This window comes from Janthinobacterium sp. SUN073 (assembly GCF_030397665.1).
GTDB lineage: Bacteria > Pseudomonadota > Gammaproteobacteria > Burkholderiales > Burkholderiaceae_D > Janthinobacterium.
The window spans coordinates 81,267-105,211 of the sequence record NZ_JAPUBT010000012.1 but is presented as its reverse complement, the minus strand read 5'-3'; the positions used below and the strand labels follow the sequence as shown (position 1 = coordinate 105,211).

20 protein-coding genes and 1 riboswitch are annotated in these 23,945 nt (G+C 62.5%); of the genes, 14 read left to right on the top strand and 6 right to left on the bottom strand.

Annotation, left to right across the window (positions count from 1 at the left end; genetic code table 11):
* The first annotated feature begins 3 nt into the window (after window positions 1–3).
* The 8 genes from O0882_RS24805 (at window position 4) to O0882_RS24770 (ending at window position 6,702) form a co-directional block, all read left to right on the top strand.
* Complete coding sequence (locus O0882_RS24805) at window positions 4–648, top strand: histidine phosphatase family protein (protein ID WP_289952341.1); 645 nt, start codon at window positions 4–6, stop codon at window positions 646–648.
* 106 nt (window positions 649–754) lie between these two features.
* Window positions 755–1,807: a tRNA dihydrouridine synthase DusB gene (dusB, locus tag O0882_RS24800; RefSeq protein WP_289952340.1), complete on the top strand. Its 1,053-nt coding sequence runs from the start codon at window positions 755–757 to the stop codon at window positions 1,805–1,807.
* Between the two features lie 170 nt (window positions 1,808–1,977).
* Window positions 1,978–2,211 (top strand): helix-turn-helix domain-containing protein, encoded by a 234-nt coding sequence (locus O0882_RS24795; protein WP_008445162.1) that lies wholly within the window; start codon window positions 1,978–1,980, stop codon window positions 2,209–2,211.
* A 102-nt stretch (window positions 2,212–2,313) separates the two neighbouring features.
* Entirely contained in the window at window positions 2,314–3,900 is a 1,587-nt protein-coding gene (gene purH, locus O0882_RS24790) for a bifunctional phosphoribosylaminoimidazolecarboxamide formyltransferase/IMP cyclohydrolase (protein ID WP_102123178.1), read from the top strand.
* A gap of 108 nt (window positions 3,901–4,008) precedes the next feature.
* On the top strand, window positions 4,009–4,548 hold the full coding sequence (gene ruvC, locus O0882_RS24785) for a crossover junction endodeoxyribonuclease RuvC (protein WP_289952339.1): 540 nt from the start codon (window positions 4,009–4,011) through the stop codon (window positions 4,546–4,548).
* Window positions 4,549–4,579: 31 nt separating this feature from the next.
* Entirely contained in the window at window positions 4,580–5,158 is a 579-nt protein-coding gene (gene ruvA / locus O0882_RS24780; RefSeq protein ID WP_071079482.1) for a Holliday junction branch migration protein RuvA, read from the top strand.
* Window positions 5,159–5,164: 6 nt separating this feature from the next.
* Window positions 5,165–6,220, top strand: coding sequence for a Holliday junction branch migration DNA helicase RuvB (ruvB, locus tag O0882_RS24775; protein WP_071079481.1), 1,056 nt, complete (start codon window positions 5,165–5,167; stop codon window positions 6,218–6,220).
* A 14-nt stretch (window positions 6,221–6,234) separates the two neighbouring features.
* On the top strand, window positions 6,235–6,702 hold the full coding sequence (locus O0882_RS24770) for a YaiI/YqxD family protein (RefSeq protein WP_102123182.1): 468 nt from the start codon (window positions 6,235–6,237) through the stop codon (window positions 6,700–6,702).
* A gap of 53 nt (window positions 6,703–6,755) precedes the next feature.
* Here the strand turns inward: O0882_RS24770 and O0882_RS24765 are convergent, their stop codons facing one another.
* The 4 genes from O0882_RS24765 to O0882_RS24750 form a co-directional block, all read right to left on the bottom strand.
* A complete protein-coding gene (locus O0882_RS24765) occupies window positions 6,756–7,895 on the bottom strand; it encodes an OmpA family protein (protein WP_289952338.1) in 1,140 nt (379 codons plus the stop codon).
* 13 nt (window positions 7,896–7,908) lie between these two features.
* Window positions 7,909–9,426 carry an ice-binding family protein gene (locus O0882_RS24760; protein WP_289952337.1) on the bottom strand — a complete coding sequence of 506 codons (1,518 nt, stop codon included), beginning with the start codon at window positions 9,424–9,426 and terminating at the stop codon, window positions 7,909–7,911.
* A gap of 276 nt (window positions 9,427–9,702) precedes the next feature.
* Entirely contained in the window at window positions 9,703–10,170 is a 468-nt protein-coding gene (locus O0882_RS24755; RefSeq protein ID WP_289952336.1) for a DUF2147 domain-containing protein, read from the bottom strand.
* A 113-nt stretch (window positions 10,171–10,283) separates the two neighbouring features.
* Entirely contained in the window at window positions 10,284–13,091 is a 2,808-nt protein-coding gene (locus tag O0882_RS24750; RefSeq protein WP_289952335.1) for a valine--tRNA ligase, read from the bottom strand.
* Window positions 13,092–13,261: 170 nt separating this feature from the next.
* Here O0882_RS24750 and O0882_RS24745 point away from each other — a divergent pair, with 170 nt between their 5' ends.
* Together O0882_RS24745 and O0882_RS24740 are read left to right on the top strand one after the other, a co-directional pair.
* On the top strand, window positions 13,262–15,646 hold the full coding sequence (locus tag O0882_RS24745; RefSeq protein ID WP_289952334.1) for an ankyrin repeat domain-containing protein: 2,385 nt from the start codon (window positions 13,262–13,264) through the stop codon (window positions 15,644–15,646).
* Window positions 15,647–16,116: 470 nt separating this feature from the next.
* Window positions 16,117–17,187 (top strand): porin, encoded by a 1,071-nt coding sequence (locus O0882_RS24740; RefSeq protein ID WP_289952333.1) that lies wholly within the window; start codon window positions 16,117–16,119, stop codon window positions 17,185–17,187.
* Here O0882_RS24740 and O0882_RS24735 read toward each other — a convergent pair.
* Both O0882_RS24735 and O0882_RS24730 read right to left on the bottom strand, forming a co-directional pair.
* Window positions 17,184–17,942: an EAL domain-containing protein gene (locus O0882_RS24735; protein WP_289952332.1), complete on the bottom strand. Its 759-nt coding sequence runs from the start codon at window positions 17,940–17,942 to the stop codon at window positions 17,184–17,186. The two genes, O0882_RS24740 and O0882_RS24735, sit on opposite strands and share 4 nt — an antisense overlap.
* Entirely contained in the window at window positions 17,882–19,267 is a 1,386-nt protein-coding gene (locus O0882_RS24730; protein ID WP_289952331.1) for a diguanylate cyclase, read from the bottom strand. Before O0882_RS24730 ends, O0882_RS24735 begins: the two co-directional genes overlap by 61 nt.
* A gap of 237 nt (window positions 19,268–19,504) precedes the next feature.
* On the opposite strand from O0882_RS24730, the gene O0882_RS24725 reads away from it, so the two are divergent.
* Genes O0882_RS24725 through O0882_RS24710 form a run of 4 tightly spaced genes read left to right on the top strand, consistent with a single transcriptional unit; the run spans window position 19,505 to window position 23,663 of the window.
* Entirely contained in the window at window positions 19,505–20,245 is a 741-nt protein-coding gene (locus O0882_RS24725) for a Crp/Fnr family transcriptional regulator (protein WP_289952330.1), read from the top strand.
* A 45-nt stretch (window positions 20,246–20,290) separates the two neighbouring features.
* Entirely contained in the window at window positions 20,291–22,534 is a 2,244-nt protein-coding gene (locus O0882_RS24720) for a PAS domain-containing hybrid sensor histidine kinase/response regulator (protein ID WP_289952329.1), read from the top strand.
* Window positions 22,535–22,562: 28 nt separating this feature from the next.
* The gene (locus O0882_RS24715) at window positions 22,563–23,369 is read left to right on the top strand and encodes a response regulator (protein ID WP_289952328.1); all 807 of its coding nucleotides are present in this window, start codon (window positions 22,563–22,565) and stop codon (window positions 23,367–23,369) included.
* A 39-nt stretch (window positions 23,370–23,408) separates the two neighbouring features.
* Complete coding sequence (locus O0882_RS24710; protein ID WP_289952327.1) at window positions 23,409–23,663, top strand: hypothetical protein; 255 nt, start codon at window positions 23,409–23,411, stop codon at window positions 23,661–23,663.
* 108 nt (window positions 23,664–23,771) lie between these two features.
* Window positions 23,772–23,887, top strand: a riboswitch (TPP riboswitch).
* Window positions 23,888–23,945 lie beyond the last annotated feature (58 nt).

Sequence of the window (23,945 nt, the reverse complement as noted above, 5' to 3'; positions counted from 1 at the left end):
CGCATGAGCACCACGATCTTATTGATACGCCATGGCGAAACGGCCTGGAATGCGGGCCGCCGCCTGCAGGGCCATATCGACATCGCCCTGAACGAGGCGGGCCTGGCGCAAGCTTGCGCGCTGGGGCAGGCGCTGGCCGATGAGCCGCTGGCCGCCATCCTCGCCAGCGATCTGCAACGCGCGCAGCAAACGGCGCAAGCCGTGGCCGACGTGAAAGACTTGCCCGTGCAGACGGACCCCTTGCTGCGCGAACGCTGCTATGGCGCCTTCGAAGGCTTGCTGTATGCCGACATTGCCGCGCGCTATCCGCACGAGTATGCGCAATGGCAATCGCGCCAGATCGACGCCGTGATGCCGTCCGGCGAGCGCGACGCGGAGAGCTTCCGCCAGTTCTATGCGCGCGCGAATGGCGCCATTGCCCGCTGGGCCGAACGCTATGACGGCCAGACGATCGCCATCGTCGCGCATGGCGGCGTGCTCGAATGCGCCTACCGTGAGGCGGTCGGCATGACGCTCGACAGTCCGCGCGACTTCCAGGTCAAGAATGCCAGCATCAACCGTTTTTCGTATGCGGACGGCAAGCTGCATTTGGTGCACTGGGGAAATATCGAACACCTGAGCGCACCCGCGATGGACGAGCTGGGCTAGGGGCTGGCCGGCGCCACTCTGGCGCACTGATCGAAAAATAGTGCTTATTAATTAGGCAGGGAATCGGTTAAAATAGCAGGTTACTCCGTCCATTCCAGGTTCTTCAGTGCAAATCGGCCCTCACATTCTGCGCAACAACGTTTTCGTCGCTCCCATGGCGGGCGTGACGGATCGGCCTTTCCGCCAGTTGTGCAAGCAGCTGGGTGCCGGCTACGCCGTGTCGGAGATGGCGGCGTCGAATCCGCGCCTGTGGGCAACGGAAAAAAGCGCACGCCGCACGGACCACGACGGCGAAATGGAGCCGAAAGCCGTGCAGATCGCCGGCGCCGATCCGCAAGACCTGGCCGATTGCGCCAGGTTCAACGTAGACCGGGGCGCGCAGATCATCGACATCAACATGGGTTGCCCCGTGAAGAAGGTGTGCAACAGTTGGTGCGGTTCGGCCCTGTTGCAAGATGAAAGCCTGGTCGAAAAGATACTGCACGCCGTCGTCAATGCCGTCGACGTGCCCGTCACCCTGAAATTTCGCACGGGCTGGAACCGCGAAAACAAGAATGCACTGACCATCGCCCGCATCGCCGAGCAGGCCGGCATCCAGATGCTGACCTTGCACGGGCGCACGCGCGCCGATGGCTACAAGGGCGATGCCGAATATGAAACCATTGCCGCCGTGAAAGCCTCGGTGGGCATCCCCGTCGTGGCCAACGGCGACATTACCAGCCCGGAAAAGGCCCGCTTTGTGCTCGATCAAACGGGCGCCGATGCCGTCATGATCGGCCGCGCGGCGCAGGGCCGGCCGTGGATTTGCCGCGAGATCGAGCATTTCCTGCGCACCGGCACCTTGCTGCCGGCGCCGTACGTGGATGAAGTGCGCACCCTGATGGACGAGCATTTGCGCGCCCATTACGCGTTTTATGGCGAATTTCTCGGCGTGCGCACGGCGCGCAAGCACATCGGCTGGTATGTCAAGGATCTGGAAGGCGGCGAGGCATTCCGACAACAAATGAACTTGCTGGAGTCGACGGACGCGCAATTGCTGGCCGTGGATCAATTTTTTGAGTCGCAATGGAAATTTGGCGAACGGTTACAATACCGCCTCTCCGAATCCAGTGAAAGTGGCCTGATCGATGTGATCAAACCTACGGCCACGGCAGCATGAGCAGATAGCAACAAGCAGGGTAAATCAGTTAGCGGCAGTACAAGGGCGAGCGCCTATATACAGAGCGTCATGCAATATTAATTACAACACCGAGGCTAGAGGGCAGCACGCGGACCGCATGAGCGGCGCGGCGCCGGATGGCCAGGTGTTCAGCCGGTTGAAGCATAAAAATGAGCAAAGAAAGCATTCAGGAAGTCGTACAGAAAAGTCTAGAAGATTACTTCAATGACCTGGGCGAACAGCAAGCGTCGAATATCTATGACATGGTCGTGCTGACCGTGGAAAAGCCCATCCTGGAAGTCGTGATGACACGCGCCGATGGCAACCAGTCGCACGCCGCGCAGATGCTGGGCATCAACCGCAATACCCTGCGCAAGAAATTGCAGGAGCACGGTTTGCTGTAATGCCGGCATGCAAGTGACGCCAAGATTTGAATCCGCCGCCGCTTCGGTCAGATGACCGAGCGGTGCCATTCGCCAAGAACACTTAACCACCTAGCCACAGCCATGATCAAACAAGCTCTCCTCTCCGTTTCCGACAAGACCGGCGTTCTCGAATTCGCCCGTGCCCTGTCCGCCCTCGGCGTCAACCTCCTGTCCACCGGCGGCACCGCCAAATTGCTGGCAGACAACGGTGTTCCCGTCACGGAAGTTGCCGATTACACGGGTTTCCCGGAGATGCTCGATGGCCGTGTGAAGACCCTGCACCCGAAAGTGCACGGCGGTATTCTGGCGCGCCGCGATTTCCCTGAGCACATGTCGAAACTGGTCGAGCACGACATGCCGACCATCGACATGGTGGTGGTCAACCTGTACCCGTTCCAGGGCACGGTCGCCAAGGCCGATTGCACCTTGGAAGACGCGATCGAAAACATCGATATCGGCGGCCCGACCATGCTGCGTTCGGCGGCCAAGAACCACAAGGACGTGGTCGTCATTTGCGATCCGACCGACTACGACGCCGTGCTGGCGGAGCTGCGCTCGGCCGACGGCACGGCCGGCACGGTCAGCTACGACACCAAATTCATGCTGGCGAAAAAAGTCTTTGCGCACACGGCGCAATACGATGGCGCCATCACCAACTACCTGACCAGCCTGGGCCCGACGAAAGTGCACGCCGAGCGCGGCGCTTATCCGCAAGTGTTGAATGTTGCATTTGAAAAAGTGCAAGACATGCGCTACGGTGAGAATCCACACCAGAGCGCCGCCTTCTACCGTGACCTGGTCACCATCGATGGCGCGCTGGCCAACTACCGCCAGCTGCAAGGCAAGGAATTGTCGTACAACAACATCGCCGATGCCGATGCGGCCTGGGAATGCGTGAAGAGCTTGGGCGGTTTCGAGCAAAGCGCCGCCTGCGTCATCGTCAAGCATGCGAACCCATGCGGCGTCGCCCTGGGCAAGAATGCGGCCGAAGCGTACGCGCGCGCGCTGCAGACGGACCCGACCTCCGCGTTTGGCGGCATCATCGCGTTTAATACCGAACTGGACGGAGCTACCGCCGGCGAAATCGCCAAGCTGTTCGTCGAAGTGCTGATCGCCCCATCGTTCTCCGCCGAAGCGAAACAGATTCTGTCGAGCAAGCAAAACGTGCGCATGCTGGAAATCCCGCTGGGCAGCGGCGTCAACGCCATGGACTTCAAGCGCGTCGGTGGTGGCTTGCTGGTGCAATCGCCGGACGCGAAAAACGTCGGTATCGGCGACTTGCGCGTGGTCAGCAAGCTGCAGCCTACACCGCAGCAATTGTCCGACCTGATGTTCGCCTGGAAAGTGGCGAAATTCGTCAAGTCGAACGCCATCGTCTTCTGCGGCAATAACATGACCCTGGGCGTGGGCGCTGGCCAGATGAGCCGTATCGACTCGGCCCGCATCGCCTCGATCAAGGCGCAAAACGCTGGCCTGTCGCTGACCGGTTCCGTGGTGGCGTCGGACGCCTTCTTCCCGTTCCGCGACGGCCTCGACGTCGTCGTCGATGCGGGCGCTACTTGCGTGATCCACCCGGGCGGCTCCATGCGCGACCAGGAAGTGATCGATGCGGCGGACGAGCGCGGCGTGGTCATGCTGTACACGGGCACGCGTCACTTCCGTCATTAATGAAGGCTGGGGTCCGACCCGTCGGGTCCGACCCCAAGCGAGCGGTAACTTAAACGGCAGGCACCGGTTATTCACCGGTGCCTGCCGTATTCATTATAGAATCTGGCGATGATTATTCTTGGCATCGATCCTGGCCTGCGCACGACCGGCTTTGGGGTCATTGAAAAACACGGCAACAAGCTGCGCTATATCGCGTCGGGGACCGTCAAGACGGGTTCCGAAGGACAATTGCCGCCGCGCCTGAAGATCATCCTGCAGGGCGTGAGCGAAATCGTCGGCACCTATCATCCCGACTGCGCCGCCATCGAAAAAGTGTTTGTCAACGTCAATCCCCAATCGACCTTGCTGCTGGGCCAGGCGCGCGGCGCGGCCATTTGCGCGCTGGTCCACGCCGACCTGTCGGTGGCCGAATATACGGCGCTGCAAGTGAAACAGGCCGTCACGGGCCATGGCAAGGCGGCCAAGGAGCAGGTGCAGGAGATGGTGGCGCGGCTGCTGTCACTGCCCGGCTTGCCCGGCACGGATGCGGCCGATGCGCTGGGCGTGGCCATTTGCCACGCCAACAGCATCGATGCGCTGGCCATGCTCGGCGCGCTGGCGCCGCAACTGCAGGGTCTGCGCATGAAACGCGGCCGTTTAGTTGGATAATCACTCTCAAATTTAACATTAGGAACACGCGATGATAGGCCGTCTCTCCGGTATTTTGCTTGAAAAAAATCCGCCACAATTGCTGGTCGATTGCCAGGGCGTCGGCTATGAAGTCGACGTGCCTATGAGCACTTTTTACAACTTGCCCCACGTGGGCGAAAAAGTCGTGCTGTTCACGCACCAGGCCATCCGCGAAGATGCGCATCTGCTGTTTGGCTTCGGCAATGCGGCCGAGCGGGCCGTGTTCCGCCAGTTGATCAAGATCACTGGCGTGGGCGCGCGCATGGCCTTGTCCATTCTGTCCGGCATGACGATTGCCGACCTGGCGCAAGCGATCACCTTGCAGGATTCGGGCCGCCTGGTCAGAGTGCCCGGCATCGGCAAGAAGACGGCCGAACGCCTGCTGCTGGAACTGAAGGGCAAGATCGGTGCGGATCTCGGCCCGCTTGGCGCACACGCTGCGCCCGATGCGCAGTCCGATATCCTCAATGCCCTGCTGGCGCTGGGTTACTCGGACAAGGAAGCAATGGCGGCCGTGAAAAACGTGCCGGCCAGCAGTGGCGTGTCGGACGGCATCAAACTGGCGCTGAAAGCGCTGTCGAAAGGTTGATAACGCATGAGCATCCAGACCGATATCTTCACGGAGCAGCGCATCATCGACGCGGCGCCCATCTCGCATAACGAAGAGGCCATCGAACGGGCCTTGCGCCCGAAGCAACTCGACGAGTATGTGGGACAGGAAAAGATCCGCGACCAGCTGGAAATCTTCATCACGGCCGCGCGCCAGCGCAAGGAAGCCCTCGATCATACCTTGCTGTTCGGCCCGCCGGGCCTGGGCAAGACGACGCTGGCGCACATCATCGCGCGCGAAATGGGCGTCAATCTGCGCCAGACCTCCGGCCCCGTGCTGGAGCGCCCGGGAGACCTGGCGGCGATCCTGACGAACCTGGAAGCGAACGACGTCCTGTTCATCGATGAAATCCACCGGCTGTCGCCTGTGGTGGAAGAGATTCTGTATCCGGCGCTTGAGGATTATCAAATAGATATCATGATCGGCGAAGGCCCGGCCGCCCGTTCCGTGAAACTCGATCTGCAACCGTTTACCTTGGTCGGCGCCACCACGCGCGCCGGCATGCTGACCAATCCGCTGCGCGACCGCTTCGGCATCGTCGCGCGGCTGGAGTTTTATAACACGAGCGAATTGACGAAGATCGTCACGCGCAGCGCCGCCTTGCTGAAAGCGCCGATCGATCCGGAGGGCGCGCACGAGATCGCCCAGCGCGCGCGCGGCACGCCGCGCATCGCCAACCGCCTGCTGCGCCGCGTGCGCGATTTCGCGGAAGTCAAAAGCAATGGTGAGATCACCAAGGTGGTGGCCGACCGCGCACTGGCCATGCTCGACGTCGATTCCGCCGGCTTCGACGTGATGGACCGCAAGCTGCTCGAAGCCGTGCTGTTCAAGTTCGGCGGCGGCCCCGTCGGCATCGGCAATTTGGCGGCGGCCATCGGCGAAGCGGCCGATACCATCGAAGACGTGCTGGAACCATACCTGATACAGCAAGGTTTCTTGCAGCGCACGCCGCGTGGCCGTGTCGCCACGCCGGCCGCCTACCTGCACTTCGGCGTCAGCGCGCCGCGCATCGGTCCCGGCGGCGAAGCGTGGGAACTGTGATGGCGCAAGAGGGTATGCAAATCTGGATCGACGCCGATGCCTGTCCCGTCGTCATCAAGGAAATTCTGTACCGCGTGGCCGACCGCCTGGAGTTGCCGCTCACCCTGGTGGCGAACCAGGGCTTGCGCGTGCCGCCGTCGCGCTTTATCCGTACCGTGCAAGTGCCGTCCGGCGCCGACGTGGCCGACCAGGAAATCGTGCGGCTGTTGAATCCCGGCGACCTGGTCATCACGGGCGACATTCCGCTGGCCGCCGATGTCTTGACCAAGGGCGGCTATGCCTTGAATCCGCGCGGCGAGTTTTACACGAAGGACAATATCGCCCAGCAACTGACGATGCGCGCCTTCATGGAAGAATTGCGCAGCGGCGGCGTCGATACGGGCGGCCCCGCTGCCTTCAGCCAATCCGACCGGCAGCAGTTCGCCAACAGCCTGGACCGGCATCTGAGCAAGCATCACCGCAAGCCGGCGCCAGCGCAATAACCTGTGGACGAAAAAAAACCGGCGCAAGCCGGTTTTTTACGTGTGCATGCAGCTTAGCGCATGACTTTTCTCGTGCCCACCACTTCCACCGTCACGCGGCGGTTCTTGGCGCGCCCGGCGGCACTCGTGTTGTCGGCCACGGGCTGCGTTTCTCCCTTGCCTTCCGTGTAGACGCGGTTCGTTTCCACGCCTTGCGTCACCAGATAGGCCTTGACGGCTTCGGCGCGGCGCTGCGACAGCTTCTGGTTGTAGGCGTCGGAACCGACGGCATCCGTATGGCCGACCGTGACGATGACTTCCAGGTCCATGCCGGTCAACTGGCCCAGTAATTGGTCCAGTGCTGCCTTGCCTTGCGGCTTGAGCGTCGATTGATCGAAGTCAAACAGCGCTTCCGACGCAAACGACACTTTTTCCGCCACGGGTGCCGGTGCCGGTGCGGCCACGACGACGGGCGCCGGCATGGCGACGACAGGGGCGACTTCGGGCGCCGGCTGGTAGGCGGGCGTGGCGCTGGCCGGGCGGCCCAATTTATACACGAGGCTGACGGAATACAGGTCCGCATCGCCGCGGTTGCCGACGGCGTCGTTCAGGCGATAACGCTCGACTTCGCCGCGCAGGGCCAGCGCTTCGCTGAACTTGTATTCCAGGCCCAGGCCCAGCTTGGCGTTGAGTTTGCGCTCGCTGGCATGCGTATTGGTTGAACCCAGCAGGCGGTTGCCGCTGAATTCCGTGTTGGTCTTGGTGTAATGCATGCCGACCCGGCCCAGCAAGGACAGGCGCTGCGACAGCGGCAGCTGGCCCAGCAAGTCCAGGTTCACGCCGCGAAAACCCGCTTCACCGTTGAGCACGCCATTGCCGCTGGTGCTCGACTTGAAATCGAACTTGCCCAGGTCAAAGTAACCGGCTTCCACGGCGAAATACTGGTTCAGTTGCCGGCCAACAAACAATTTATAGCCCGTGTCGCGCTGGTCCTTGGTAAAACCGGTGACGGTCTCGCCGTTGGCGGCCAGGCTGGCGCGCAGGCGCGGTTCGTCGATATTGGCGCGCGACTGGCCCACGCCCGCGCCGATGTACCAGGCGCTGTTGGCCCAGTCCGGGTTGATGAAAGTGTTGTCCTGCGCCTGCGCCGCTTGCGCTGCCAGCAGGGAAGCCGTCATCACGCTCAGGGCGCCCAGTGTGTGTGCGATCGTCATGGTCATGTCCCGTTTATTTGGTGATCTGGTTGTTGCGCAGGGTAACGGCAGCGGCCGTCAGCACGCGGCCATTGAGCAGGGTCGTGTTGTCGCCCACCGTGATGGCGGCCGACTGGCCCAGGATATTGCCCTTGAAGACGCTGTTCGCGGCCAGGGTGGTGGGGCCGACGGGCAGCCAGCTGACGTTGTCGGCTGTGGCGCCATTGTTCAGGGCGACGATGGAGTTGACAGTCGAATCCAGGGTCAATGCCGTGCGGAAGATGTACACGCCGGGACCGTTCAAGGTCAGGGTGCCCGTGATACTGATGGCGCCCGCATAGCAATACACGCCGGGGCCGAAGGTTTGGCCACCGAGGTCGATGCCGCCGGCAAAGCTGACGTCGCAGGTCCGGCTATTGCCGTCCGTGATCGCCGCTTGCAGGTCCGTCATGGCGCCGGCCAGGATGGCACCCGATTTGTAGTTGGTAAAACCAGCCGCCTGGGTCGGATCAGTGGTCTGCGAAGGTGCACCGACGTCGCCCGTGATCAGGGTGGTGCCGCCCGAATTGTTCGTGATCGAGGTGCCGGCCAGCACGCCGAATGGCGCCGCGCGGCCCAGGATGATCGGGTTCAGCACGGGCGGGATGGCCACTGCCGTGACAGTCAGCAGCGCGCTGCCCGACTGGCCGCCGGCCGTGGCCGTGATGTTGCTGGTGCCGACGGCGATGCCGGTGGCCACGCCCGTGTTCAATACCGTGGCATTGGCGACGGTGCCCGAGGTCCAGCTGGCACCGGCCGTGACGATGGCCTTCGAATTGTCCGAATACGTTGCGGTGGCAACGAATTGCTGCTGAGCACCGACAGCGATGCTGGCGGTGGTGGGCGTGACGGCGATGCTGACGATGGTGGCGGCAGGGACGGTGACGGTGGTGCTGGCCGTCTTGCCGTTGAAGCTGGCATTCATGACGCTGCTACCAAAGGCAGCGCCGGTGACGAGGCCACCGCTGGCGACGGTGACCGAGGCGGGCGTGACTGAAACGAAGCTGCTGCCGCTCGTGACGTTGACGCTGCTGCCGTCCGAATACGTGGCCAGCACTGCCAGCTGGCGCGTCGCAGCGACGGGCACGATGGGGTTCTGCGGCGTGACGGCGATAGCCAGCAAGGTGGCCGGGTTGACGGTCAGCACGGCGCTGGCGCTCTTGCCGCCGAACGCGGCGCTGATGTTGCTGTTGCCGGCAGCAATGCCGGTGCTCAAGCCCGTGGCGGCATTGACGGTCGCGCTGGCCGGCGTGGCCGACGTCCAGGCCGCCTTGGCGCTGACGTCTTGCGCGGAACCGTCGCTATACGTGGCGATGGCCGTGAATTGCTGGCCGGCGCCGATGGCGACCGTCGCCGTGGCTGGCGTGACGGCCAGGCTGGACAAGGTGGCAGCCGGCAAGCCGAGGATGGGATCGCGTCCCTGGTCGCCGCCGCCGCAACCGGCCAGGGCGGCCATGGCCAGCAGCCCTGCCGAGACGAGCAGTGGGTTCAGATATCGTTTGAAGAGATTCATGTGTGTTCCTTTGTGCATGGCAGTCACTGCCGGGCATCCGCGGATGAGGTCATCCGGCAGAGCCATGCCGCCCTTCGCTACAGGGCGATGGCGTCACAGGCATGCACTATTTCATTTAGGAAACTGGAGGTATGTGCGCTGGCGCGCTTAGCTTGTCAGCAATTGGAAAACTGTTCAAAAAGGAACGATTCGGCCTGAAAAACAACGGCGTATGCGGGAAGACGACGCAAAAAAGCCGGCGCAGGGCCGGCTTCATCAGGGCAGGGCGTGCGTTGATTACTCTTCGCGCACCCAGGTCTGCGAGCGGCCAAACATCGGCACGCCGACATAGCCGCGCACTTGCAGCTTGGTGCCGCCTTCCGTCAGTTCGGCCTTGCTCTTGTAGACCTTGCCGGTGGCCGGGTCCGTGATTTCGCCGCCCGTCCATTCCTTGCCGTCATATTTCAGGCCGGACAGGATGACCAGGCCGATGATGGGCTGGTCCTTGTTGGCGCCCGTGCACTTGTCGCACTTGGGATTTTGATCTTCATTCGGGCCGCGGAACAGCTTGTCGATCTTGCCTTGCAAGACGCCGTTGTTTTCCGTGATGACGACGAGCGATTTCGGCTTGCCGCTGGCGTCGTCGATGGTTTTCCACGTGCCCACGGGGGTGTGGTTATCGTCGCGCGCGGTGGCGCTGCCGGCGATGGCCAGGGCGGCCACCATGATGCTTGCTGTGATGCTTGTTTTGAATAGTGTATGCATTGCCAGTCTCCAATGGTTTTTTTGATCGGGGCACGAACAGTTATATACCAAGGCAAGACCAGCGGTACTGCGCGGCGTCACTGGGACGGCCGCGCAATCCTTCCAAACTTGCCTTATGCGCTGGCTAGTTTAGCAAACTGTTCGCGCAATTTTTCAATTGTGGCCGAAAAACTGAGCAAACGCTCGTTTTCTTGCGCAACGATGGCGGCCGGGGCGCGCGCGACGAAGCTTTCATTGCCTAATTTGCTATTTACTTTGGCAATTTCCGCTTCGATACGGGCGATTTCCTTGCCCAGGCGCTCGCGTTCGGCGGCCACGTCGATTTCCACTTTCAGCATCAGCTTGGTGGTGCCGACGATGGCGACAGCCGCAGGCGAGTCCGGCAGCGCATCGACGATCTGCATCTCGGCCAGCTTGCCCAGCGACTGGATGTACGGTGCGTACGAGGCCAGCGCGGCTTTTTCCGTGGCATTGCCCGCTTCGACGATCAGCGGCACGCGCACGGAAGGCGAGATCTGCATTTCGCCGCGCAGGTTGCGCGTCGCGTCCGTCAAGGCTTTCAGCTGCTGCATCCACGCTTCGGCCGACTCGTCGATCTTGTCGGTGTTGGCGATCGGATACGGCTGCATCATGATCGAATCACCTTCCGCCTTCAGGGTCTTGCCGGCCAGCGGCGCTACCGTTTGCCACAGCGCTTCCGTGACGAAGGGAATGATCGGATGGGCCAGGCGCAGCACCACTTCCAGCACGCGCAGCAGGGTGTGGCGGGTGGCGCGCTGCTGGCCTTCCGTGCCTTGCTGGACTTGTACCTTGGCTACTTCCAGATACCAGTCGCAATACTCGTCCCAGACGAATTTGTAGATGGTGGCGGCGATATTGTCGAAACGGAAGTCTTCAAAGCCCTTGGCCACGTCCAGTTCAGCGCGTTGCAGCAAGGAGATGATCCACTTGTCCGCTTGCGACAGGTCGGCCTCGTTCGGCGAGCAATCCTTGCCTTCCGTATTCATCATGACGAAACGGGTGGCATTCCACATCTTGTTGCAGAAGTTGCGGTAGCCTTCGCAGCGGCCCAGGTCGAAATTGATGTTGCGGCCCAGCGAGGCATAGCTGGCCATGGTGAAGCGCACGGCGTCCGTGCCGTAGGCCGAAATGCCGTCCGGGAATTCCTTGCGCGTTGCCTTGGTAATCTTTTCCGCGTCGCGCGGGTTCATCAGGCCCGTGGTGCGCTTGACGATCAAGCCTTCCAGGTCGATGCCGTCGATCAGGTCGATCGGGTCCAGCGTGTTGCCCTTCGACTTGGACATTTTCTGCCCCGTCGAATCGCGTACCAGGCCGTGCACGTAGACGGTTTCAAACGGCACCTTGCCCGTGAAGTGCGCCGTCATCATGACCATGCGCGCGACCCAGAAAAAGATGATGTCGAAACCCGTCACCAGCACGGACGACGGCAGGAACGCCTTCATGTCCGGCGTTTCTTCCGGCCAACCCATGGTCGAGAACGGCACCAGGGCTGACGAGAACCACGTGTCGAGCACGTCGTCGTCGCGCTTCAACGGGCCCGTGCTGCCGGCGGCCAGGGCCTTGGCGATGGCTTCCGCTTCGGTCTTGGCAACGAAGATATTGCCCGCGTCGTCGTACCACGCCGGAATTTGATGGCCCCACCACAACTGGCGCGAGATGCACCAGTCCTGGATGTTGTTGAGCCACTGGTTGTAGGTGGTGCTCCAGTTTTCCGGCACGAACTTGATTTCGCCATTGGCAACCTTGTCCAGCGCCGTTTCCGCGATCGACTTGCCGGGGAAGAACGTGCCTTCCGGGGCCGGTTTGCTCATGGCGACGAACCACTGGTCCGTCAGCATCGGCTCGATGACGACGCCCGTGCGGTCGCCGCGCGGCACCATCAGCTTGTGCGGTTTGACCTGTTCCAGCAAGCCTTGCGCGTCGAGGTCGGCGACGATTTGCTTGCGCGCGGCGAAGCGGTCCATGCCGCGGTAGGCTGCCGGCGCGTCGTCGGTGATCTTCGCGTCCAGGGTCAGGATGACGATTTGCGCCAGCTTGTGGCGTTGGCCCACGGCGTAATCGTTCATGTCGTGCGCCGGGGTAATCTTGACGCAACCGGTGCCGAATTCCTTGTCGACGTATTCGTCGGCGATGATGGGGATTTCGCGGTCGGTCAGCGGCAGTTTGAGCATCTTGCCCACCAGCGCTGCGTAGCGCTCGTCCGTCGGATCGACGGCCACGGCCACGTCGCCCAGCATGGTTTCAGGACGCGTGGTGGCCACCGTCAGGAAACCGCTGCCGTCGACCAGCGGGTACTTGATGTACCACATGGAGCCGTCTTCTTCCTCGGACACCACTTCCAGGTCGGACACAGCCGTGCCCAGCACGGGGTCCCAGTTCACCAGGCGCTTGCCGCGGTAGATCAGGCCTTGCTCGAACAGGCGCACGAAGACGTCGGTGACGACTTTCGAGCGCGGCTCGTCCATCGTGAAGTATTCGCGCTGCCAGTCGGCCGAGGCGCCCAGGCGGCGCATCTGGCCGGTGATGATGGAACCGGATTTTTCTTTCCATTCCCATACTTTTTCCACGAACTTCTCGCGGCCCAGGTCATGCCGTGAAATCTTTTGCGCGTCCAGCTGGCGTTGCACGACGATTTGCGTGGCGATGCCCGCGTGGTCGGTGCCGGGAATCCAGGCCGTGTTGTGGCCCAGCATGCGGTGGTAGCGTGTCAGGCCATCCATGATGGTCTGGTTGAACGCATGGCCCATGTGCAGGGTGCCGGTGACGTTCGGCGGCGGCAACTGGATGCTGAAGGAAGGTTTTCCGGCATCGAGGGTGGCGGTAAAGTAACCGCGCTGTTCCCACTCGGTGCGCCAGAATTGTTCAATGTCGGCGGGCTCGAAAGACTTGGCTAATTCCATGATTTGGCGTGTGATTGGCAAAAGGAACCATTATAAGGGGTGCATAAAGCATGCGCAGCAAATAGCGGGGTGGGATGGCCCGAAAAGCCGCGCACGATTGCGCATTATTGCTGCATTGTATTTTTTCTAAGCTATCATCTTTGCAACATTATTTGAAAACTTAGATAATCATGAAAAAATTGTGGCAATTGGCTGTGCTCGGCGCCGGATTGGCTGCCGGTGGCGCGTGCGCCGGCGTTCCGGAGGGGATGGCGGCTCTGCAGGATGGGCGCTGCGGCAAGGCCGTGGCGCAATTGCGCGGACCGGCGCAAGGTGGCGATGTCGAGGCGCAAAAAGTCCTCGCCGATATCTACATGGGCGAGAAAGGATGCCGGGACGTGGAGCTCAGCGAGACCGAAGCGGAGCGCTGGTATCTGCTGGCGGCCAAGGGCGGCGATCGCGCCGCGCAGGAGGCGCTGGTTTTCATGTATGCATACGCGCCGGGCCGCATGCTCAATCCATCGCGCGCGCGGCCCTGGTTGGGCGTCATGGCCGCGCAGGGTGAGGGCAAGCCGCTGCAGGACCTGGCACAAATGTATGAGCGGGGCGAAGGCGGGCCGGTCGACAGGGTGCTGTCGTATGCGCTCAACCTGCTGGCGCTGCAAGACAAGGAGTGGAGCGGTGCGGCCGCGATGGAGAAGTCCCTGCCGGCGCAGCGTGGCAGGATGTCGCCGGACCAGGTCGATGAAGCCGTGCGCCTTGCTGCCAGCTGGAAGCGGGGCGCGCCCCTGCCGGTGACGTCGCTGACGGGACAGCGTTCGCCGCAGGACTGGTACCGCCGCGCCGCCGAGGGCGGCGACATGGAAGCCGCCTACCAGTTGGGCTTGCTGTGTTGGAAAGGCACGGGCGGCCTGGATGAACCGCAGGCCGCCCGCTGGCTGCGCAAGGCTGCCGAAAGCGGCAGTGCCAAGGCCCAGTTGCAGCTGGCCGTGCTGTATGGAGAGGAGGCGGGCGTGCCGCAGGACTATGTGCTCGCTTCCATGCTGAGCCAGTTGGCGGCGGCGGGCGGCGCGGCGGAGGCCGGCGACGTCGTGGCCCGCTGGACAAAGAAATTGAATGCGGCGCAACACGCCGAGGCGGATCAGCTGGCGCGGGCATGGAAGGTGGGCATGCCATTGCCGCAGGTCTCCGTGCACGGCATGGAGCGCCTGATCAATTATGTGCACGAGGCACGCAACAAGCTGCCGCCGACGCCAGAGGTGACGGCGCTGTTCAAGGCTGCCAGAGAGGGCGATGAAGCGGCCTTCGGCAAGCTGCTTGCCGGTGTCGCCGAGCCGGGCAACTATGCGATCGACAGGCTTCCCTTGCTGAACTATTTGATCTTGCCCCCATCCGGCATGTTCAAAGCCGAAGCGGCATGGCTGAAGGCGCAAACCTGGCAGGACGACGATCAGCAGCGACTGGCGCAGGCGTCGCTGCAGGCGCGCCGCCAGGCGCTGCGTGAGGGGCACGCCGCGCTGTTGCCCACCAAGCTGCGCATGATGACGCTGCTGTTGCAACGCGGCGTGCCGCTCGGCGAAGGCGATACGCTGTACCACGCCGCGCCCCTGCATCTGGCTGCCCTGTATGGCAATGCCGCGATGGTGCGCCTGTTGCTGGCCCATGGCGCCGATGCGCGGCAATACGGCGGCGAAAACCAAACGATGGCGCCGCTGGAATACGCCTTGCAGCAGGAGGATGCGGGCATCTTGCCGGAATTGATCGATGCGAATGAACGGACAGCCAGCATGATCGCCTTGCTCGACGCAGGCGCGGGCCGGCCATATTTGCTGGTAGATCAGTATCTGGCAGAGAAAAAAGCCAAGAAAGGCGGGGCTGCGCAGCCAGCGGAACGGCCGCTGGCCGATTCGTTGACATGGGGGCGCTTGCTGCGCCTGACGCGCGGCACCGAAGTGCTCGACAAAATGCTGGCCACCGGCACCACGCCGAATACTGATGAGCAGGAAAAGTCACTGTACGCCTATGCCGCCGAAGCGGGCAACGCCGGCGCGCTGGACTGGCTCAAGCAGCGCGTGCCCCGGCATGACGCGAAGGGTAAGGACCGCTGGCTCGACGCCGCGATGCGCGCCATGTACAACCATCAACCGGCGTCCGAAGACGTGCTGCGCCAACTGGTGGTGCCCGGCATGCCATGGCAGCAAGTCGGCCCCGCCGCCGAAGAGTCTTACAAGGGACAGGAGGCGGCGCTCGATTCGCGGCGCCTGGAAAAGGAGACGCTGCTGTGGCATGCGGTGCGCAGCCAGCGGCACGACTGGGTCGCCCGCCTGGCCGCGATGGGCGCGCCCATCGTCACCGGCGGTTATCTGCCGCCCTTGCTGGCGGCCGTCGAAAATAGCGACGCGGCGATGGTCAAGTTGTTGCTGAGCCTGGGCGCCGATCCGATGGGCGGGGAATTCCCCGTATTGAAGATGGCGCAGCAACGGGCGTCGACGCCGGAAAGTAAAGCCGTGCTGAGCTTGCTGAAGGCGGCCGCCGCAGCGCGCAAGCCTGCGGCAGCCGCACCGTTGCCGCAATAGCGTTTGTCTGGTCGGCATGCGTCATCTTGCCCGGCGACAACGCTGTGTTTTAGCGGCCTGGCGAGTCGTTTTCCTGCAACAGAACGGAGATAGTGGTGTCGCCGATGCTATAATGCCGGCCTCGGCGCCTCCTGCCCCATCCTTGCGGACGGCGCCAGCAGACGCGGTTGTATTAATGCTTCATATCCAGCACTCGTCCGCGTCTCAAGGCCAGCGCATCCGCGATGCCAGCCACCTTCAGAGCGTCCCCTTCGGGCCGGGCGCCTGAGCCACGCGCACCGCCAGCGGTGCACCATTCACGGCGGAATCAAAGCGGCGCGTCCATTGCACGCCGCTGCCGTCACAGCTTAGCCAGGATCTTTTGTCCGGCGCGTCGTCTTTTGATACGGCATCCCCCGCATGGCGCCTTGCCGCTTGTGGCCTCGCCGTGGCCGCCGCTTTCCTGGTTTCGCTTTTACAAGGAAATCATCATGAAAAAAATCGCCATCTTTGCCGGCCTTGCCACCACCCTGGGCGCCTTGCCTGCCGCACACGCCCAGTCGTCCGTCGATCCGTCTTCCGTCCCCCCGTCTTCCGTCACCATGTATGGTTTGATGGATGCGGGCCTGGTGCAGGAAGGCGGCGTCAGCAAGCTCACCAGTGGCGTGTCGGCCGGTTCGCGCCTGGGCTTGCGCGGCACGGAATCGCTGGGCAATGGCTGGCAAGCCGTGTTCACCTTGGAAGCCGGTGTCCTGAGCGACACGGGTCGCTCCGACCAGGCGGGACAATTGTTCGGCCGTCAGGCTTTTGTCGGCCTCAATAGCCCGCTGGGCATGCTGACCATGGGCCGCCAGTACAACCTGCAAAGCCAGGCGCTGACGGACGTGGCCGATCCTTTCGAGGGCGGCTTTGCCGGCGCGGCGACCAACTTGGCCGGCTATTCGGCCACGCGCATCGACAATACCGTGCGCTATACCTCGCCCGAGCTGCGCGGCGTCACCGCCACGGTGATGTATGGCTTTGGCGAACATACGGGTGTGGTGGCAGATCAGCGTTCGCTGGGCCTGGCCCTGGGCTATGTCAACGGTCCATTGACCTTGCGCCTGGCGCGCCAGAGCCGTGCTGGCGAGCCGGGCAAGGCCGCCGCCAATAACACCATTCTGGCCGGCAACTACAACTTCGGCGTGGCCACGGCGTTTGCCGGCTATGGCCGCAACACGGGCGATGGCAGCACCATGTTCTTTGCGGAAAACCCGTATGGCGCGGCGCAGGCGCCGGCCCAGTCCACGGACAGCCGCGACGCCATCGTCGGCGTGTCCGTGCCACTCGGCGCGACCACCGTGCTGGCCTCGTACGTGCGCAAGGATGACCGCAATGCGGCCAACCGCGACGCGCAGCAGCTGGCCATCGGCGCCACGTATGCCTTGTCCAAGCGCAGCAAGATCTATGTTGCCTACGCGCACATCCGCAACCGCAACGACGCCGCCTACATGGTGGGCAATGCGACGGAAGTGGGCACGGGCAACCGCGCCTTCAACGTCGGCCTGCGCCACGCGTTTTAAGCAGCGGCCAGCATGCTGCCTTCGTGCAACAGCGCTTCAAAGGCGGGCGCGGTCAGCGGACGGCTGAACAGATAGCCCTGCATCTGGTCGCAGCCGTGCTGGCGCAGGAAGGCCAGCTGCTGCACTGTTTCCACGCCTTCGGCGATGACTTTCAGGCGCAGGCTGTGCGCCAGCGAAATGATGGCGCGCACGATGGCTGCGTCGTCGTCGTGCGTGATGTCGCTGACGAAGGTTTTGTCGATCTTGAGTACGTCGATGGGAAAGTGGCGCAGGTAGGCCAGGCTGGAATAGCCAGTGCCGAAGTCGTCGATGGACAGTTGCACGCCCAGCGCCTTCAGGTTGGCCATGATGGCCGTGGCTTGTTCCACGTCATGCATGACCATGCTTTCGGTCAATTCCAATTCCAGATGGGCGGCGGCAAGCCCCGTTTCAGCCAGCGCCTGCGCCACCGCATGCAGCAGATTCCTTTGCTTGAATTGCCGCGCCGACAGGTTGACGGCCAGGCGCAGCGGGCCATGGCCGGCCAGCTGCCAGGCGCGCGCCTGGGCGCATGCGGTGCGCAGCACCCAGTCGCCGATGGGGATGATCAAGCCCATTTCCTCGGCCAGGCCGATGAAGCTGGCCGGTGCGATGCGCCCCAGTTGCGGATGTTGCCAGCGCAGCAGCGCTTCCATGCCCACCACCTTGCCGCTGGCTAAGTCCAGCTGGGGCTGGTATTCGAGGTGGAACTGGCCCCGTTCCAGGGCATGGCGCAACTCGCTCTCCAGTCCCAGCCGCTCCAGGGTGCCCGCTTCATGCTCGATGCATAGAATTGCCAGTGGCCCCGTCCCAGTTCCTTGGCGCGGTACATGGCGATGTCGGCGTGCTTGATCAGGGTGTCGGCGTCCTGGCCATCGTCGGGATACACGGCCACGCCCATGCAGCAGCTGAGAAAAAATTCATATTCGCCGAATTGCAACGGCTGCGCCACGGCGTCCTGGATGCGCTGCAGGATGGCCGTGCCCGGTTCGCCATTGCCATGCTGCGGCAGCAGCAGCACGAATTCGTCGCCGCCCAGGCGCGCCACCGTGTCGACTTCGCGCGTGGCGTCGCGCAGGCGTTCGGCCACGCTTTTCAGCACAGTGTCGCCCGCATCGTGGCCCAGCGTATCGTTGACGAATTTAAAGCGGTCGAGGTCGATGAACACCACCCACAGCGGCAGGCCGCTGCGCCGCGTCACGGCCATGGCCTGCTCCAGCCGCTCGCGCAGCAGGGCCCGGTTGGCCAGGCCCGTGAGGATGTCATGCCTGGCCTGGAATTCCAGTTCCTGTTCGAAGCGCATGACGGTGCTGATGTCGTATTGCGCCACGACAAAGTGGCTGACGGGGCCATCGCCATCATCACGCACGGGCGCGACGAACAGCTCGCTCCAGTAGCAGCTGCCATCCTTGCGGAAATTGCGCACGATGGCCTTGCCTTCGCGCTGTTCGCGCAGGGCCGCTGTAATCTCATGCATGTCTTGTCGCCCCTGTTCGGGACCCTGCAAGTCTTCCAGGCGCTGGCCGATGACTTCGCCAGCCGCATAGCCGGTGATGCGCTCGAAAGCGGGATTGACGTATTCGATCAGGTAGCCGGGCGCGTCGGCGCTGCACAGGATGATGGCATTGGCCGACACTTCGATGATGCGTTCGCGCAAACGCAGCGACTGTTCAGTATGCATGCGCGCGGCGATGTCTTCGGACAGGCGCAAATTGGCAAACTGCAGCGCCGCCGTGCGTTCGCCCGTGATGCGGGCAATCACGGAATTGCGCGTGACCAGCTGAAAGACATACGCCGTTGCCAGCAGGCTCGACAGCAGTCCGCCCAGCAGCACATACAGGGAGCCGCGATGGTTCGCATCCAGGCTCATGCCGTTGGCAGGCAGCATGGCGGCGCGCAGCGTGTGACCGCTGGCGTGGTACTGCAGCAGCAGCCGGGTGCTTTCCGACTCGATCTGGCGCGCCGAGACATAGCATAGCGCCGTCAGGCACAGCCCGACCGCCAGCGTGATCAGGGCCGAGGTAGACACGGAAATGGAGATACGTTTGAAGAATGATTGCATGATGGCATCCGGTAGCAGTGCCGGCGCCGATCCGTGATACGGCAGCCCTGACAGTGACTGACTGTAGGGCGCGGGACACGTGGCCGTCCGTTCGCTGCCGAACAGACCGCCATGCCAGCAAGAAATATAGTGGCGGTACTGTGCAGGCGCTGTGTTACGCTCCGGCATATGGCGCCCCTCGTTCGGACGTTTTTTATCTATCCCCTAGCTGACGACTGGAAACCAGGAAAACTGCCCATGTCGAGTCCGCATGCCCAGCTGCACAACCCGAATCAAAACTATTTGCTCGCCGCCATGCTCGACGCCGATTTCGCGCGCCTGGCCCCCCATCTGGAGCAAGTCTCCATGTTGCTCGGTGACGTGATCTACGATTCGGGCGACAAGCTGCAGCATGTGCACTTTCCCACCACCGCCATCGTTTCCATCCACTACCTGCTGGAAAACGGCGGCTCGTCCGAGATCGCCGGCGTGGGCAACGAAGGCGTGGTGGGTGTGTCGCTGTTCATGGGCGGCAACTCTACCCCCAGCCGCGCCGTGGTGCAGACGGGTGGCGTCGGCTATCGGCTGAAGGCGCATTTGCTGATGGAAGAATTCGACCGGGCCGGCCCTGTCATGCGCTTGCTGCTGCGCTATACGCAAGCCCTGATCACGCAAATGTCGCAGACGGCCGTGTGCAACCGCCACCATACGGTGGAGCAGCAGCTGTGCCGCTGGCTGCTGCTGACCATGGACCGCCTGCCGAACCGCGAGCTGACCATGACGCAGGAGTTGATTGCCAACATGCTGGGCGTGCGCCGCGAAGGCGTGACGGAAGCGGCCGGGCGCTTGCAGCAGCGCGGCTTCATCAGTTACCGGCGCGGTCATATTTCCGTGCTGGATCGCGCCGGTCTCGAAGGCCATGTGTGCGAATGCTATGGCGTGGTCAAAAAAGAATTCACGCGCCTGCTGTCGGACGTGCGCCAGCGCCAAGGTTCCTGAACACCGCATCCATTTTCTTATCGTTGTCACAGCCCAGGCTACCTCATGCAATCTGTTGAAAAAATTCCCACCGGCGTCGCGGCGCGCTGGCCCATGGCGCTGGCGTTTACGTTCAGTGCCGTCGCGCTGCTGGCTGTCGGCGTGCTGGCCTGGCGCGCACCGTTCGAGACGGCCTGCGTCATCGATGCGCTGGTCTTTTTGCTGCTGATGCTGCTCGTGGCGCTGTACCGGCGCACGCTGTCGGCCAGCCTGCCGCGCCAGTTGCTCAAGGCGGGCGCCTTGCAGGATGCCATTTTCAATAGCGCCAATTTCTCGTGCATCGCCACCGATGCGCAGGGCGTGATCCAGATTTTCAATGTGGGCGCCGAGCGCATGCTCGGCTATGAAGCGAGCGACGTGGTCGACAAGCTGACCCCGGCCGGTATTTCCGATGCGCAAGAAATCATCGCGCGCGCCGCCGCCCTCAGTGCCGAACTCGACACGGTCATCACGCCGGGTGTGGAAGCGCTGGTGTTCAAGGCCACGCGCGGCATCGAAGACATCTACGAATTGACGTATATCCGCAAGGATGGCAGCCGCTTCCCCGCCATCGTCTCCGTGACGGCCTTGCGCGACGCGCAGAGCAAGGTCATCGGTTACTTGCTGATCGGCACCGACAACACGGCGCGCAAGCAGGTCGAGGCGGAACAGGCGCTGCTGGACCAGCGCTTGCGCGAACAGCAGTTCTACACGCGCTCGCTGATCGAGTCGAATATCGACGCCCTGATGACGACGGACCCGCGCGGCATCATCAGCGACGTCAATCAACAGATGGAAGCGCTGACGGGTTGCACGCGTGACGAATTGATCGGCGCACCGTGCAAGAATTACTTTACGGAACCGGAACGGGCCGAGGAAGCCATCGCGCGCGTGTTGCGTGAAGGCAAGTTGACCAATTACGAGCTGACGGCCCTGGCGCGCGACGGCAAGCAGACGGTGGTGTCGTACAACGCCTCGACCTTCCACGACCGCGACCGCAAGCTGCAGGGCGTGTTTGCCGCCGCCCGCGACGTGACGGAACGCAAGCAGTTCGAGCAAGCGCTGCAAGACACGAATATCGAAATGGAAAAGGCCCGCCAGGCGGCGGAAAAAGCGAATCTGGCCAAGTCCGAGTTTCTGTCGAGCATGAGCCATGAGTTGCGCACGCCCTTGAATGCCGTGCTGGGCTTTGCCCAGCTGATGGCGTCCGAGACGCCGGCACCGAGCTTGCCGCAGCAGCGCTCGATCGACCAGATCCTCAAGGGCGGCTGGTATCTTTTGCGGTTGATCAATGAAATCCTCGACCTGGCCATGATCGAGTCGGGCAAGGTCACCATGTCGGAAGAGGCGATGTCCTTGCTCGACGTGTTGCAGGATTGCCAGGCGATGATCGCGCCGCAGGCGGAAAAACGCGGCATCAGCATGCATTTCCCCCGCTGCGGCAAGGCTTTCTATGTGCATGCCGACCGCACGCGCGTGAAACAGGTGATGATCAACCTGTTGTCGAACGCCATCAAGTACAACCAGAGCGGCGGCAGCGTGAAGGTCGAATGCCGCCAGCGCGGCGACAAAGTACGCACCAGCGTCACCGACAGCGGCGCCGGCTTGAATGCCGAACAGATGAGCCAGTTGTTCCAGCCCTTCAACCGCCTGGGCCAGGAAAGCAGCACGGAAGAGGGCACGGGCATCGGCCTGGTCGTCACCAAGCAGCTGGTCGAACTGATGGGTGGCACCATCGGCGTCGACAGCACGGTGGGCGTGGGCACCACCTTCTGGGTGGAATTCAAGGCGTCGCGCGCACCCGAACTGCACCTGGAACAGGGGGAAGTGCTGCCCGTGGTGCAGGAAGACCAGGAAAGCCAGCGCACCTTGCTGTACGTGGAAGACAATCCCGCCAACCTGGCACTGGTAGAGCAATTGATCGCCCGTCGCAGCGATTTGAAACTGCTGACGGCCATCGATGCGCACCTGGGCATCGACCTGGCGCGCACGTATCAGCCGGACGTGATCTTGATGGATATCAACCTGCCCGGCATCAGCGGCTATGGCGCCCTGCACATCCTGCACGACGACCCGCTCACCAGCCATATTCCCGTGATGGCCCTGTCCGCCAACGCCGTGCCGCGCGACATCGAGAAGGGCCTGGAAGCGGGCTTCTTCCGCTATCTGACCAAGCCCATCAAGGTCGTCGAATTCATGGACGCGCTCGACGTGGCCCTGCACCATGCGGCCGCGCACGGCCTGGCCGACGACACTCACACAGTACGCTAATTCAGCATTTAATTTTAGGAATACCGCCATGCTTCAAGCCACCGAGATCCTGAACGCCAGCATCCTCATCGTCGATGACCAGGAGGCCAACGTCATGTTGCTGGAGCAGGTGCTGCGCAATGCCGGCTATACGCGCATCACCTCCACCATGGACCCGCAAGCCGTGCACGCGCTGCACCAGCAGCACCGCTACGACCTGATCCTGCTCGACTTGCAAATGCCGGAAATGGATGGCTTCGAAGTCATGGAAGGCTTGCGCGACATCGAGGCGGGCAGCTATCTGCCGGTGCTGGTAATCACGGCCCAGCCCGGCCACAAGCTGCGCGCGCTGCAAGCGGGCGCCAAGGACTTCGTCAGCAAGCCTTTCGACCTGGTGGAAGTCAAAACACGCATCCACAACATGCTGGAAGTGCGTTTGCTGTACCAGAAGCTGGCCGAATACAACAAGTCGCTGGAACAGATGGTGGAAGAACGCACGGCGGAGTTGCGCGAAAGCGAAGCGCGCTTCCAGCGTTTCACGGAACTGTCGTCCGACTGGTACTGGGAACAGGATGCACAGGGCAAGCTGACGCGCTTTTCCGGCCCCGTGGCTGAAATGCTGGGCATCGGCAGCGAGGACGAACCGCAGCGCTGGAACGCCACCGAGCGCGCCTTGCTCGACGCCAAGATCGCCGCGCGCGAACCGTTTCTTGACTTCATCTACAGCCGCGCCAACCTGGACGGCAGCACGCAGTATCTGCAGGTCAGCGGCGAACCGATGTTCGACAATGGCAGCCGCTTCATCGGCTACCGCGGCATCGGCCTTGATGTCACGGAGCGCTTGCGGGGAGCGTGATTTATACTTGGTGTCATCGACATCGACAAGGAATGCATCATGGCTGAAAAATCTCCCTCTTATTGGTTTCCCGCCAAGACCTATGGCTGGGGCTGGGGTTTGCCCATCACCTGGCAAGGCTGGCTGGTGTTTCTGGCCGCGCTGGCGCTGTTCGCCTGCGGCGCCTTCCTGTTCCCGCCGCAAACCATGCTGGTCGGCTACATCGTGTATGAAGTGGCCATCGTTGCCGCGCTCATTTTCATCTGCCAGCTGAAGGGCGAACCGACCGCCTGGCGCTGGGGCAAGAAGAAATAAGCGTGACGGTATCTGCTGCATTGCAGCAGATGCGCAAAGACGACAGCTGCAAGAAATCATCTGGCCACGCGGCGTGAACCGCGTATAATTGGCTCGCTGCCGCAAGGCGGCAAACGCTAGGGGTCCTGCCTTTCACTGTGGAAATACAGTGCAAGCGCGGGTGAGAAATACCCTCCGAACCTGATCTGGATAATGCCAGCGAAGGGAAGCTTTAGGATGAACGCACCCCGCCTTTCCACGTGCGCACAGCCGAACCTCCTTAGCTGGCTCCAGGCTTAAAAA

Coding starts and splice junctions, on each gene's coding strand:
- O0882_RS24710 (WP_289952327.1), top strand. CDS start 23,409: ATGGCTGAAAAATCTCCCTCTTATTGGTTTCCCGCCAAGACCTATGGC.
- O0882_RS24725 (WP_289952330.1), top strand. CDS start 19,505: ATGTCGAGTCCGCATGCCCAGCTGCACAACCCGAATCAAAACTATTTG.
- O0882_RS24770 (WP_102123182.1), top strand. CDS start 6,235: ATGCAAATCTGGATCGACGCCGATGCCTGTCCCGTCGTCATCAAGGAA.
- O0882_RS24805 (WP_289952341.1), top strand. CDS start 4: ATGAGCACCACGATCTTATTGATACGCCATGGCGAAACGGCCTGGAAT.
- O0882_RS24740 (WP_289952333.1), top strand. CDS start 16,117: ATGAAAAAAATCGCCATCTTTGCCGGCCTTGCCACCACCCTGGGCGCC.
- O0882_RS24750 (WP_289952335.1), bottom strand. CDS start 13,091: ATGGAATTAGCCAAGTCTTTCGAGCCCGCCGACATTGAACAATTCTGG.
- O0882_RS24755 (WP_289952336.1), bottom strand. CDS start 10,170: ATGCATACACTATTCAAAACAAGCATCACAGCAAGCATCATGGTGGCC.
- O0882_RS24745 (WP_289952334.1), top strand. CDS start 13,262: ATGAAAAAATTGTGGCAATTGGCTGTGCTCGGCGCCGGATTGGCTGCC.
- O0882_RS24720 (WP_289952329.1), top strand. CDS start 20,291: ATGCAATCTGTTGAAAAAATTCCCACCGGCGTCGCGGCGCGCTGGCCC.
- O0882_RS24760 (WP_289952337.1), bottom strand. CDS start 9,426: ATGAATCTCTTCAAACGATATCTGAACCCACTGCTCGTCTCGGCAGGG.
- O0882_RS24715 (WP_289952328.1), top strand. CDS start 22,563: ATGCTTCAAGCCACCGAGATCCTGAACGCCAGCATCCTCATCGTCGAT.
- ruvA (WP_071079482.1), top strand. CDS start 4,580: ATGATAGGCCGTCTCTCCGGTATTTTGCTTGAAAAAAATCCGCCACAA.
- O0882_RS24765 (WP_289952338.1), bottom strand. CDS start 7,895: ATGACGATCGCACACACACTGGGCGCCCTGAGCGTGATGACGGCTTCC.
- purH (WP_102123178.1), top strand. CDS start 2,314: ATGATCAAACAAGCTCTCCTCTCCGTTTCCGACAAGACCGGCGTTCTC.
- O0882_RS24730 (WP_289952331.1), bottom strand. CDS start 19,267: ATGCAATCATTCTTCAAACGTATCTCCATTTCCGTGTCTACCTCGGCC.
- ruvB (WP_071079481.1), top strand. CDS start 5,165: ATGAGCATCCAGACCGATATCTTCACGGAGCAGCGCATCATCGACGCG.
- ruvC (WP_289952339.1), top strand. CDS start 4,009: ATGATTATTCTTGGCATCGATCCTGGCCTGCGCACGACCGGCTTTGGG.
- O0882_RS24795 (WP_008445162.1), top strand. CDS start 1,978: ATGAGCAAAGAAAGCATTCAGGAAGTCGTACAGAAAAGTCTAGAAGAT.